We start from the raw sequence: 12,836 nt of genomic DNA on the forward strand, positions 1-12,836 counted from the left end.
GTAGCGCCCGCCCGGCCGCCGCTACGGCCGGCGGCGGCGCTCAGACCCCGGTCCCGCTACCGCCGGTCGTGCCGCCGCTGGTGTCCTTCTTGATGCCCTCGGTGATCCGGTCCATCACGTCGGGGCCGGGGGCCTGGCCGCCCACGTCGAAGCCGAAGCGGACCACGACGAGCTTGGACGGGTCGGCCGGGGACGGGAAGACCAGCGACTCGACGTAGCCGTCCGTACCGGAGGTGGTCGTCACCTTCCAGCGCACCATGTAGCCCTGCTGCCCGGCCACGGTCACGGACTTGGACTCCAGCTCCTGGTGGGAGGTGGTGGCGCCGTAGGCCTTCGTGTCGTAGGAGCTGGTGGCGTTGGACGCGATGTCGGCCTTGGCCGCCGCCTCGGGGTCGGTCCCGGTGAGCTTCAAGGCGGCCGCGGGCTCGGCGAACGCCCCGCCGCGCTCGCACTCCTGCGTCGCTTCCAAGGGGCACGGGTACGGGCCCGTGTCCACGCTCGCGCCTATGCCGGCCTCGCCCGACCTACCCTTCCAGCCGTCGAGCACGGGCAGGCTGATCTTGTCGTACGCGTCCACCGCGCGGCCGCCGGTCGACGGGGCGCCCTGCGAGCCCCCGGACCCGTCCGACCCGCCGGACCCGTCCGAGCCACCGGGCCCGCCGTCCGAGGGTCCCGGTGCGACGTGGTGCGGCAGCGTCGCGGTGGGCGTCGGCGTGCCCTTGTCCCCGGCGTCCTTCTTGTCGTCGCCCTTGCCGAGTACGAGGATGCCGGCGACGACGCCGCCTATCAGCACGAGTGCGGCCACGATGGCGATCACCACGGTGCCGGTGCGCCGCCGCCCGCCGGGGCCGCCGGCGATGACGTCGCCGCCCGCGTAGGGGTGGGTGAACGCGCCGTCCGGGACCGGGGCGGTCCTCGTGTACTCGGTCCACGCGCTGCCGTCCCACCAGCGTTCCATGGCTGGGCCGTTGCCTGTGTGCCCGGGTTCCCTGTACCAGCCGGGCGGGGTGTTCGTCGTCACGCCGGTCACTTTATGGCCCAAGCATGAGAATCCCGTAAGGACGAGGGGTCACAGGCCCGTCACAGTCCGGCCGCGCGTCCGGGCGGGGGCGCCGCGCGACGCAGAGCCTCGCCGAGGACGGCGGGGGCCTCGGCGAGCGAGGGGCCGTACCAGGTGAGGTGGCGGCCGCTGACGAGGGCGGCGGGCAGGTGCGGGAACGCCTCGGGGCCGTCGGCGGCGGTGAAGCGGTAGGGCTCGTCCGGCAGGACGACCAGGTCGGCGGGCGGCAGGTCGGCGACGTCGAACCGGGGGTAGCGCTCGGTGTGCCCGGCGAAGACGTGGTCGACGCCGAGGCGGGCGAGCAGGTCGCCGGCGAAGGTGTCGCGGCCGAGCGCCATCCACGGGCGGCGCCAGACGGGGACCACGGCGGTGCGGCGGCGCGGGTGGGCGGGCAGGTCGCGCCACGCGGCCTCGGCGGCCTCCAGCCAGCCGGGCGGGGCGAGGCCGCAGCCGTCGGCCAGCACCCGCCGCAGCTCGGCGAACGCCTGCGGCAGCGAACGTACTTCGGTGACCATGACGCGGAGGCCGGCGGCGCGCAGGGCGTCCAGGTCGGCGCGGCGGTTCTCCTCCTCGTTGGCGATCACGAGGTCGGGGGCCAGGGCGATGATCGCGGGCACGTCCGGGTTCTTGGTGCCGCCGATCCGGGCGACGTCGAGGCCGGCCGGGTGGCTGCACCAGCGCGTCGCGCCGACCAGCAGGCCGGGCCCGGTGGCGGCGACCGCCTCGGTCAGCGACGGCACCAGGGAGACGACGCGGTGGGGCGGATGGCTCACCGCACCACGGTACGGCCCGTTGTCGGCGGCGCGTGCGATGCTGGCGCCGTGAACGCTCGAACGCCCGGCAAGCTGCTCCTGCTCGACACCGCGAGCCTGTACTTCCGCGCCTTTTACGGGGTGCCCGAATCGGTGCGCGCCCCCGACGGCACACCGGTCAACGCGGTGCGCGGGCTGCTGGACTTCATCGCCCGGCTGGTCAGGGACCACTCCCCCACCGAACTGGTCGCGTGCATGGACGCGGACTGGCGGCCGCGGTGGCGGGTGGACCTGATCCCGTCGTACAAGGCCCACCGGGTGGCGGCCGGCGAAGAAGACGGGGAGGCCGGGGAGGCCGGGGAGACCGGCGGTGGGGCCGAGGACGTGCCGGACACGCTGTCCCCGCAGGTGCCGGTGATCGAGGCGGTGCTGGACGCGGTGGGCATCGCCCGCCTGGGCGTGGCAGGTTACGAGGCGGACGACGTGATCGGCACGCTCGCGGCGCGCGCGGCCACGCCCGTGGCGATCGTGACGGGCGACCGGGACCTGTTCCAACTGGTCGACGACGCCCGGGAGGTGCGGGTGCTGTTCCCGCGCAAGGGCGTCGGCGACCCCGAGGTGATCGACGAGGAGGCGATCCTGGTCCGGTACGGGGTGCGCGCGGATCAGTACGCGGACTTCGCGGCCCTTCGCGGCGACCCCAGCGACGGGCTGCCGGGGGTGAAGGGCATCGGCGACAAGTCCGCGGCCGAGCTGATCACGCGGTACGGGGACCTGGCGGGGGTGCGGGCGGCGGCCGACGAGCCCCTGTCGAAGCTGACGCCCGCCCGCCGGCGCAATATCAAGGAGGCGGCGTCCTACCTGGAGGTGGCGCCGAAGGTGGTGGCGGTGGCCCGCGACGTACCGCTGCCGGACTTCGACGCGCGGCTGCCGGCCGGACCGGCGGACCCCGACGGCCTGCTCGCCCTGGCCGGTCGCTGGGGTCTGGGCGGTTCCCTCGACCGGCTGCTGGAGTCGCTGGCGGTGGCCGCCGGCTGACGCGCCGGGCGGGCGTGCGCCGCCCGGCTACTCCAGCGTGACCGGGATCTCCCGCCAGCCGTGGGCGATGAACGACGGCACCTGCCTCAGGTCGGCGGGGTCGACCGCGAGGGCGAGGCGCGGGTAGCGGTCGAAGAGCGCGGGCAGGGCGGTGACGGCTTCCATGCGGGCCAGCGGGGCGCCGATGCAGCGGTGGACGCCGATGCCGAACGCGAGGTGGTCGTCGGCGGCCCTGCCGGGGTCGAACTCGCCGGCCGTGGGCCCGTAGTGCTGCGGGTCGAGGCCCGCCGCCGCGTACGTGGTGACGATCGCGTCGCCCGCCGCGATGGTCACGCCGCCGATCGTGATGTCGCTGACGGCGAACCGCAGCGGGAGCGCCGCGATCGAGGGGTGCCTGCGCAGCACCTCGTCGATGACGGCCTCCCACCCGATCTCGCCGGTCCGGACGGCGGCGAGCTGCCGGGGGTGGCGCAGCAGCGCGACCACCGCGTTGCCGATGAGGTTGACGGTGGTCTCGAAGCCGGCCCCGATCACCAGCAGCAGTGTGTCGAGGAGTTCCTGGTCGCCGAGCCGGTCGCCGTCCTCGGCCCGTACCCGGATCAGCTCGGTGGTCATGTCGTCGCCGGGGCTGCGCGTCTTGTACTCCACCAGGGCCGGCAGGACCGTGGCGATCTCCCGCTGCACGAAGGCCGCGTGCTCCGGGCTCGGGTCGGAGGTGTCCATGACGGCCGCGAGGAGGGTGCCGGTGGCGGCCGCCAAGTGGTCGGGCACGCCGAACAGTTCGCAGATCACGCGCATCGGCAGCGGGTGCGCGTAACCGGCACGCAGCTCGACCGCTCCCGCGGCGCCGGCCCGGGCCGGGAGGGCGTCGAGCAGATCCGTGGTGACGGCCTCGATCCGGGGCCGCATCGCCTCGGTCCGCCGGGCGGTGAAGCTGGGCGCGACCAGCTTGCGCAGCCGGGTGTGGTCGGGGCCGTAGGTGGAGAGCATGTTGACCACGCCCACCCAGTTCACGATCCAGGCCCACGCGGGGTGTTCGCCGATCTCGGGCCACAACGCCCAGTGCCGCCGGGCGTCCTTGCTGACCCGCGGGTCCAGCACCAGCGACTTCAAGGTGGCGTGGCCGGTGGGCGCCCAGGCCGGGATGCCGCCGGGCAGCTCGACCGGGACGATCTCGCCGAGCGCGCGCAGCCGCGCGCTCTCCGCGTGGATGTCCGTGCCGAAGGGGTCGATGGCCAGGCGGGCGGTCGTGGTCATGTGCGCGCATCTCCAGGCCGGTCGGGGGCCCGGGGGCCGCGCGCCCCCGCTGGGCCTCGCTCGATGACGGGTCGCCCACCAGTACACACCGCGCCGGTACGGTCGCGCTCAGTTTTGGGCGAAGATCCACCTGACGGTGCGGCGGGGGGCGACCCCTCTATACCTTCCATGTATAGACGGTGTGTATAGTGAGCGCGTCCTGCCGCCCGGCAGGTTCACGCCCTTGCCCGCCACCCTTCCCGGAGGTCCCGCCATGCCCCAACACCCCCGAAGGGCCCGGCGGACGGGTGTCGCCGCCGCTCTCAGCGTCTGCCTGTCACTGGGGCTGAGCGCCTGCGGCGCCACGTACGACGTCACTTCGCCGCGGGCCGCCCGCACGGCCGCGTACGAGGCGGCCCGCAAGGCCGGGACGGACGGGAAGGCCGGAGGGGACGGCAGGACCGGGACGGACGGCAAGACGGCGGGCGGCGGCGCGGGCGGAACCGCGGCCCCGTCCGGCGCGGTGGACTGCCGCAAGGCCAAGTGCATAGCCCTGACCTTCGACGCGGGGCCCAGCGAGAACACCCCGGCGCTGCTGAGCATCCTGGAGCGGAAGAAGGTCAAGGTCACCTTCTTCCTGCTGGGCCACAACCATGTCGACAAATACCCGGACCTGGTCAGGAAGATGGCCGCCGACGGCAACGTGCTGGGCAACCACTCCTGGACCCACCCCGTGCTGACCTCGCTCCCGCCGGAGCGGATCCGGGCCGAACTGGACCACCTGGACTCGGCGGTGGAGAAACTCACCGGCACCCGGCCCACCCTGATGCGCCCGCCGCAGGGCCGTACCGACAAGAAGGTCGAGAAGGTCTGCCGGGAGCTGGGGCTGGCGCAGGTGCTGTGGAGCGACACCGCGTCGGACTACGCCACGACCGACACCGCCCTCATCCAGAAGCGGATCCTGAAGGACGCGAGCCGGGACGGGATCATCCTGCTGCACGACCTCTACAAGGGCACGGTGCCCGCGGTGCCCGGCATCATCGACGCCCTGCGGGCCCAGGGCTACACGTTCGTCACCGTGCCCGAACTGCTCGCCCCCGCCACCGCGGAGCCCGGCATGGTCTACCGGCCCTGAGACGTGGGGCGGACCGCCACGGGGGCACTCGCGCCCGGCCCTGCTCCACGGCCCTGCCCCACGGCCCGCACGCCGGGGACACCGCGACGCGACCGCGACCGCCGGGACCGCGCCCCCGGGGCCGCGACCCTGGGACCGCGACCCCGGGGCCGCGGGCGGGCAGCACCCGCGGCTTCACAACTTGAACACCGTCGGCCCTCTTGACGCCCCGCAGGTGACGTCGCTTTCATGCAGGTTGCGCCTGGGAGCGCTCCCACAACGCTTCCCGGCGGTCTCCCACACCACGAACTGAAGGCGTTCCCACCCCCCACCGAGAGGAATCGCACCGTGGTTGTCTCTGCGGGCTCGTCGAGCCCCACCACAAGCCGACCGCAGCGGCAGGGGCGAAGGCGACTGGCCGCACTGCTGGCCGCGGCAGTCGCGGCCGCACTGCTGGGCCTGCTGCCGCTCACCCAGTCGCCCGCGCGGGCGGCCTCCGCCACCACCGACGCGACCGCCGCCGCGGGCACGGGCTACTGGCACACCAGCGGCCGGGACATCCTGGACTCCAACAACCAGCCGGTGCGCATCGCCGGCGTCAACTGGTTCGGCTTCGAGACGTCCAACGACGTCGTGCACGGCCTCTGGTCGCGCGACTACAAGTCGATGATGGACCAGATGAAGTCGCTCGGGTACAACACCATCCGGCTTCCGTACAGCGACGACATCTTCAAGCCGGGCACCATGCCCAACAGCATCAACTTCTACGGCATGAACACGGACCTCCAGGGCCTCACCTCCCTCCAGGTCATGGACAAGATCGTCGACTACGCGGGCTCGATCGGGCTGCGGATCATCCTGGACCGGCACCGGCCGGACGCCGGCGGCCAGTCGGCGCTGTGGTACACCAGCTCGGTGCCGGAGTCGACCTGGATCACCAACCTCAAGGCGATAGCCGACCGCTACAAGGGCAACACCGCCGTGGTCGGCATCGACCTGCACAACGAGCCGCACGACCCGGCCTGCTGGGGCTGCGGCGACACCTCGACCGACTGGCGGCTGGCCGCGGAGCGCGGGGGCAACGCCGTCCTGGGCGAGAACCCGAACCTGCTGATCTTCGTCGAGGGCGTCCAGACCTTCAACGGCACCTCGGGCTGGTGGGGCGGCAACCTGATGGGCGCGGGCCAGTACCCGGTGCAGCTCAACGTCGCCAACCGCGTCGTGTACTCGGCGCACGACTACGCCACCTCCGTGGCCCAGCAGACCTGGTTCTCCGACCCGAGCTTCCCGTCGAACATGCCCGGCATCTGGGACAAGTACTGGGGCTACCTCTTCAAGCAGAACATCGCGCCGGTCTGGGTGGGCGAGTTCGGCACCACTTTGCAGGCCACCACCGACCAGCAGTGGCTGAAGGCGCTGGTCAACTACATGCTGCCCACCTCCGGCAACGGGGGCGACAGCTTCAGCTGGACCTTCTGGTCCTGGAACCCGGACTCCGGTGACACCGGCGGCATCCTGAAGGACGACTGGCAGACCGTCGACACCGTCAAGGACGGCTATCTGACCTCGATCAAGGCCCCCACCTTCGGCGGCACGGGCTCGACCGGCGGCACGACCACGGGCGGGACCACGACGGGTGGAACGACCACGGGCGGCACCACCACCGGCGGCACGACCACGGGCGGCACCACCACCGGCGGCACGACCACGGGCGGCACCACCACCGGCGGCACGACCACGGGCGGCACCACCACCGGCGGCACTGGTGACTCGGGCTGCTCCGCCTCCTGGCACACCGACAACTCCTGGTCCGGGGGCTTCACCGCCACGGTCACCGTGACCGCCGGCAGCAAGGCGATCAACGGCTGGACGGTCGCCTTCACCCTGCCGTCCGGCGTGCAGGAGACCAGTGGCTGGAACGCGACCATCACCCAGTCCGGCACGTCGGTCAGCGCCAAGAACCTCTCGTACAACGGCACCCTGGCGGCGGCCGGCTCCACCAGCTTCGGCCTTCAGGGAACCGCGAGCGGCACCATCAGTACGCCGACGCTGACCTGCACCGCCTCCTGAGGGCACCCCGCACACCGCAAGCAGGACCGAACAACCGCATCACCGGCCTCGCGGGACCGCGTAGCGGCGCCCTGGTCGGCTGGTCCGTGGACCAGCCGACCAGGGCGCCCTCTTTACCGCGGGCCGCCGCGAGGCCGCCCGCGGTTCGGTGGTCAGACGACGTGCGTCATGCCGGCCCAGCCGGTGCCGATGGCGGTGCCGGATCCGACACCCGAGCCCGTGCTCGGGTAGTAGTAGAGCTTGCTGTCGCTGCCGGCCACGGCGACCACGTCGGCCTTGCCGTCGTGGTTCAGGTCGGCCATGGTGAGCTGGGTCATGCCGCCCCAGCTGGAGCCGATGGCGCCCATGCCGGTGACGCCCGAGCCGGTGCTCCGGTAGGAGTAGAGCTTGCCGTCGTTGCCGCTGACGGCCACGATGTCGGCCTTGCCGTCGCCGTCGAGGTCGCCGGCGGCGAACTGGGTCATCCCGCCCCAGCTGGACCCGATGGCGGTGCCCGAGACGAGACCCGTGCCGGTGCTCTTGTAGTCGTACAGCTTGCCGTCCGAGCCGTTGACGGCGAGGACATCGGCCTTGCCGTCGCCGTCGAGGTCGCCGAGGGCGATGTGGGTCATGCCGCCCCACCCGGTGCCGATGACACTCGTCGAGGAGAACCCGCCGTCCCCGTTGCCCAGGTAGAGGTACATCTTGCTGTCGGAGGCGTTGATCGCGACGATGTCACCCTTGCCGTCGCCGTTGAAGTCCCCGGCGGCGACCTTCGACATGCCGCCCCAGCTGGAGCCGATCACCTTGCTGCCGTTCAGGCCGCCGTTGCCGTCACCCGTGTACATGTAGAGGTTGCCCGTGGGGCCGTTGACGGCGACCACGTCGTCCAGGCCGTCACCGCTGAAGTCGTGGTGAGCCCCGGAGTTGCCCGTGACGTTGTTGTAGCGCAGGCCGACGTACCCGCTCCTGGGCCAGCCCTCCAGGGTGGAGGAGTTGATGTTGGCCGAGGTCGGGCCGTGGGTCGGGTCATTGGGGTTGCTTTCGGCGTAGTAGGTGAAGTCACCGTTGGCCTTGTTGGTCCACTGGTCGAACAGCCAGATGTGCTCGTGCGGGTAGGCCATGGCATCGCCCTGCTGGAGGTTGCTGAAACTGCCGATGCCCTTGTCGTAGGCCGTGTTCGGCGTGCCGTCGACATTGGTGAAGTCGTAAGGCGCCGGGTCCGTGACGACCAGGCTCGTACTGAGGTGCCAGGCCATCGAGACGAATCCCGCACAGTCCTCGCGGTAGGTGCGGCCCTGCGGGTCGGCCGCATAGGCCAACTGGTTGTAGGGCACGTGGTTGTTCACCCAGTACTGGGCCCGGCTCATCATCTCGGCACCCGAGATGGGACCGCCCACGCTGCTCGTGGCGTGCGCGGCGGGGGCGACACACATGAGGCCGGCGGTGGCGGCGGCCGTGGCCAGACCGGCCATGCCCCGGCGAAGGAGACGGGTGGAGACGTTCGGTATGCGCATTTCGGCTTCCTTGCTACTCGGAACGGGTTATTCCCTGTGCGATTGCGCCGTCCCGGTACGCCGGGTGCGCGTGCTGCCGTGTTCGGCGTACCGGGGCGGCGGGTCAGAAAGCTGCGTCGGCGGCGAGCATGGACACGACTGCCGGGTCGCCGGCGGTGTCGTAGGCGTCGGCCGGGTGCGCGCCGAACTCGGTGAAGGCGGCGACGACGACCGTGCCGCCGTGCCGGACCAGGTAGTAGTGGTTGATCTGCGGCCCGGCGGCCGATGCGCCGATCACCCCGGTCCAGGTGCGGGACCAGGCCGAACCCTGCGTACTGTGCGCGGTCCGGGTCACCTGGGCGTCGGTGACGGTCCCGGAGCCGCTCTGCAGCTTGCGCAAGGTGTCCTCGCAGCCCTCCATGCCGGACTGGATCGCGGCGAAGGCCCTGGCCGCGCCAGTGGTGTCGGGGAAGCTGAGGATGTCCTCCTGGGCAGGGGTGTTCCGGGCGCTGATGTACCCCTGCTCGTGCCAGGCCGTGACGCCCTCCGCACTCGCGCACTCGTTGAGGCGCACCCGATGCCCTGCGGACACCGGCAAAGCGGTGAGATCTCCCGCGGTTCGCCAGTGGGCGACTGTCTGGTCGGGCAGGCGGCTCGGTGGAACGGGAGGCGGAATCCTTGGACCGGACCCGCTCGCCGGTCCTCCCGTCGTCGGCTGCGCACTGCCCACCGGGGCCGCGCCGATGTGCTTGTCCGCCGTTCGCGCCGGCCGGTGACCGTCTTTCCCGCACGCCGCGAGACCGCCGGCAACCGCCACGACGGCGGTGACCACGATTCCCCAGCGCAGGATGCGCGCGGTGCGATTCACACCCATGACAACTCCCCCTCCGGATCCGTTGTGGTGGAAAGGCGCCGAACGTCCCTCCGGGCCCGTTCCTGTCGCGCCGGGATCCGGGCCGGCGGCATGGCGCCACCGTTAGCCGGCGGGAGTGAGGGCGACGGCCGGCACGAAGGCCGCGCGTCCGACGATCTCTGCTCCGGCCCCTCTCGACGACTGGGCTGCGTCGCCAACACTGCCCAAGGCCGATCACGGGAGCCACTAACCCGGTCAAGTCCGGTCGTGGCAGGCGTCGTTGCCGGCTGAGGGCACCCGACGGGGGCAGCGGGAGGGAAGACGAACGCGGGCGCCGGCCGATGGCCGGCGCCCGGTGACGAGCGGTATTGCGGCGTGGTGTGCCGCGGGACTCAGCCCACCGACGAGTACGCCACGACTCCGCGCAGCAGACCGTCCACGGCGCGCCGGGAGTTGCGGCGGACCGGGCTGTCCTCGGGGGCGGCGTCGCCGATCTGGCCGAGGACGTCGATGAGCTGCTTGCACCAGCGCACGAAGTCGCCCGCGGGCATGTCGGCGTCGGTGAGGACGGAGTCCAGGGAGTGGCCGGAGGCCCACCGGTAGGCGGGCCAGGCGAAGCCGAGGTCGGGTGAGCGCTGGCCGACGCCCTCGGTCTGGTTGATCCGGTGGGTCTCCTCCAGAGCGTCCAGCCGGCCCCAGATCCGCACCATCTCGCCGAGGGCGTCCTTGGCCTTTCCGGTGGGCAGGCGCGGGACCATCGCGTCGTCGGCCTGGCGCGACTCGAAGACCAGCGCCGAGGCGCAGGCGGCGAGTTCGGCCGGTCCCAGGCCGTCCCACACCCGTTCCCGGAGGCATTCGCTGGCCAGCAGGTCGAGTTCGCCGTAGAGGCGGCCGAGGCGGCGGCCGTCGCCGGTGACCTTGTCGCCGTCGAGGTAGCCGAGTTCGGTCAGGACCGCGCACACCCGATCGAAGGTGCGGGCGATGGTATTGGTACGGCCCTCGATCCGCCGCTCCAGCACCTGGGTGTCGCGGCGCAACCGGTGGTAGCGCTCGGCCCAGCGGGCGTGGTCCTCGCGGTCGTCGCAGCCGTGGCAGGGGTGGGCGCGGATGGCGGCCCGCAGCCGGGCGATCTCGGTGTCGTCGGCGGCGGCCGAGCGCTGCCTGCGGTGCCGGGCGGGCCCGGACCAGCCGGCGCTGCCGGCCTTGGAGCGCATCGCCGAGGCCAGGTCGCGGCGGGACTGCGGGCTGCGCGGGTTGAAGGACTTGGGGATCCGCATCCGCTCCAGTGCCTCGACCGGGACCGGGAAGTCTATCTGCGCCAGTCGTTTGACCTGGCGCTCGGCGGTGAGCACCAGCGGCCGCGGCCCGTCGTGGAACTCGCCGCCGCGCGGGTGGTGGTCGCCGGTGGCCCGGCCGGGGATGCCCGGCTCCAGCACCAGTGCCAGACCGGCGTACTTGCCCGCCGGCACGTGGATGATGTCGCCCGGCCTCAGCTTCTCCAGCGCGTCGGACGCGGCCGCCCGCCGCTGCATCGCGCCCTGCCGGGACAGTTCGGCCTCGCGCTCCTTCAACTCCCGGCGCAGCCCCATGTACTCGCCGAAGTCGCCGAGGTGGCAGGTCATCGACTCCTTGTAGCCGTCCAGCCCTTCCTCGTTGCGCTGCACCTGCCGGGCGATGCCCACGACCGAGCGGTCGGCCTGGAACTGGGCGAAGGAGGTCTCCAGCAGCTCGCGCGAGCGGTGCCGCCCGTACTGCCCGACCAGGTTGACCGCCATGTTGTACGAGGGCTTGAACGACGACCGCAGCGGGTACGTGCGGGTGCCGGCCAGGCCCGCGACGGCGGCCGGGTCGAAGCCGCGCTGCCACAGCACGACCGCGTGGCCCTCGACGTCGATGCCGCGCCGGCCGGCCCGCCCGGTGAGCTGGGTGTACTCGCCGGGGGTGATGTCGGCGTGCGTCTCACCGTTCCACTTGACGAGCTTTTCCAGCACCACGGAACGCGCCGGCATGTTGATGCCCAGCGCCAGGGTCTCGGTGGCGAACACCGCCTTGACCAGGCCCTTGACGAAGAGCTCCTCGACGACCTCCTTGAAGGTGGGCAGCATGCCGGCGTGGTGGGCGGCGATGCCGCGCTCCAGGCCCTCCAGCCATTCGAAGTAGCCGAGGACGTGCAGGTCCTCGTCGGGGATGGCACGGGTGCGCTCCTCGACGAGGGCGCGCACGGCCGAGCGCGCCTCCTCGTCGTTCAGCCGCAGGCCGACGGCGAGGCACTGCTGGACGGCGGCCTCGCAGCCGGCCCGGCTGAAGATGAAGGTGATGGCGGGCAGCAGGCCCTCGGAGTCGAGCCGGTCGATGACCTCGGCCCTGCTCGGCGTCCACACCCTGCTGCGGGCGCGGCGCTCGCGCTCCCGGTCGGCCTCCCTGCCCCGCTTGCCCCGCGGCTGGTAGCCGCGCTGGTTCTCCATCCTGGCCAGGCGTTCGAGCTCGGCGTTGACCTCGCGGCGGCCGCGCGGCTCGGTGGGGCCGGCCTTCTCCTCGAACAGGTCGTACATCCGGCGGCCGACCAGGACGTGCTGCCACAGCGGGACCGGCCGGTGCTCGGAGACGATGACCTTGGTGTCGCCGCGCACGGTGTCCAGCCAGTCACCGAACTCCTCCGCGTTGGAGACGGTCGCGGACAGCGACACCAGCGTGACCGACGGCGGGAGGTGGATGATCACCTCTTCCCAGACGGCGCCGCGGAACCGGTCGGACAGGTAGTGCACCTCGTCCATGACCACGTAGCCCAGGCCGTCGAGGGCGGCGGAGCCGGCGTAGAGCATGTTGCGGAGCACTTCCGTGGTCATCACGATCACGGGCGCGTCGCCGTTGAGGCTGTTGTCGCCGGTCAGCAGGCCGACCTTCTCGGCCCCGTACCGCTTGGCGAGGTCGCTGTACTTCTGGTTGGACAGCGCCTTGATGGGCGTGGTGTAAAAGCACTTGCGGCCTTCGGCCAGGGCCAGGTGGACGGCGAACTCGCCGACCACGGTCTTGCCCGATCCGGTAGGGGCCGCCACCAGGACGCCGCTGCCGGCCTCCAGGGCCTGGCAGGCCGCTATCTGGAACGGGTCGAGACCGAACTCGTACAGTTCGCGGAACCGGCCGAGCGCGGTCGCGCTCTCTTCGGCGCGGCGCCGGCTGGCGGCGAAGCGCTCGGCGGGGGACATCTCTTCGGTCATCTCGCTATCGAGCGTACCGG

At 72.2% G+C, this 12,836-nt stretch carries 9 protein-coding genes; 3 read left to right on the forward strand and 6 right to left on the reverse strand.

Annotated elements, in window-relative coordinates:
- Window positions 1-40: 40 nt before the first annotated feature.
- Both K7G61_RS06480 and K7G61_RS06485 read right to left on the reverse strand, forming a co-directional pair.
- Complete coding sequence (locus K7G61_RS06480) at window positions 41-1,021, reverse strand: DUF2510 domain-containing protein (protein WP_225845684.1); 981 nt, start codon at window positions 1,019-1,021, stop codon at window positions 41-43.
- Between the two features lie 59 nt (window positions 1,022-1,080).
- Window positions 1,081-1,833, reverse strand: coding sequence for a helical backbone metal receptor (locus K7G61_RS06485; RefSeq protein ID WP_225845685.1), 753 nt, complete (start codon window positions 1,831-1,833; stop codon window positions 1,081-1,083).
- Window positions 1,834-1,881: 48 nt separating this feature from the next.
- Between K7G61_RS06485 and K7G61_RS06490 the strand changes: the two genes are divergently transcribed.
- Window positions 1,882-2,850: a 5'-3' exonuclease H3TH domain-containing protein gene (locus K7G61_RS06490; RefSeq protein WP_225845686.1), complete on the forward strand. Its 969-nt coding sequence runs from the start codon at window positions 1,882-1,884 to the stop codon at window positions 2,848-2,850.
- A gap of 27 nt (window positions 2,851-2,877) precedes the next feature.
- Here the strand turns inward: K7G61_RS06490 and K7G61_RS06495 are convergent, their stop codons facing one another.
- Window positions 2,878-4,107, reverse strand: a complete 1,230-nt coding sequence (locus K7G61_RS06495; protein ID WP_225845687.1) for a cytochrome P450 — start codon at window positions 4,105-4,107, stop codon at window positions 2,878-2,880.
- A gap of 253 nt (window positions 4,108-4,360) precedes the next feature.
- Here K7G61_RS06495 and K7G61_RS06500 point away from each other — a divergent pair, with 253 nt between their 5' ends.
- Window positions 4,361-5,221, forward strand: a complete 861-nt coding sequence (locus K7G61_RS06500; RefSeq protein ID WP_225845688.1) for a polysaccharide deacetylase family protein — start codon at window positions 4,361-4,363, stop codon at window positions 5,219-5,221.
- A 405-nt stretch (window positions 5,222-5,626) separates the two neighbouring features.
- Window positions 5,627-7,270: a cellulase family glycosylhydrolase gene (locus tag K7G61_RS06505; RefSeq protein WP_374204078.1), complete on the forward strand. Its 1,644-nt coding sequence runs from the start codon at window positions 5,627-5,629 to the stop codon at window positions 7,268-7,270.
- A gap of 152 nt (window positions 7,271-7,422) precedes the next feature.
- Here the strand turns inward: K7G61_RS06505 and K7G61_RS06510 are convergent, their stop codons facing one another.
- The 3 genes from K7G61_RS06510 to K7G61_RS06520 form a co-directional block, all read right to left on the reverse strand.
- Window positions 7,423-8,766, reverse strand: a complete 1,344-nt coding sequence (locus K7G61_RS06510) for a VCBS repeat-containing protein (RefSeq protein WP_225845689.1) — start codon at window positions 8,764-8,766, stop codon at window positions 7,423-7,425.
- Window positions 8,767-8,869: 103 nt separating this feature from the next.
- Window positions 8,870-9,337: a hypothetical protein gene (locus K7G61_RS06515; protein ID WP_225845690.1), complete on the reverse strand. Its 468-nt coding sequence runs from the start codon at window positions 9,335-9,337 to the stop codon at window positions 8,870-8,872.
- A 653-nt stretch (window positions 9,338-9,990) separates the two neighbouring features.
- The gene (locus tag K7G61_RS06520) at window positions 9,991-12,816 is read right to left on the reverse strand and encodes an RNA helicase (protein ID WP_225845691.1); all 2,826 of its coding nucleotides are present in this window, start codon (window positions 12,814-12,816) and stop codon (window positions 9,991-9,993) included.
- Window positions 12,817-12,836 lie beyond the last annotated feature (20 nt).

Source organism: Streptomyces sp. HPF1205, assembly GCF_020400825.1.
Classification (GTDB): Bacteria; Actinomycetota; Actinomycetes; order Streptomycetales; family Streptomycetaceae; genus Actinacidiphila.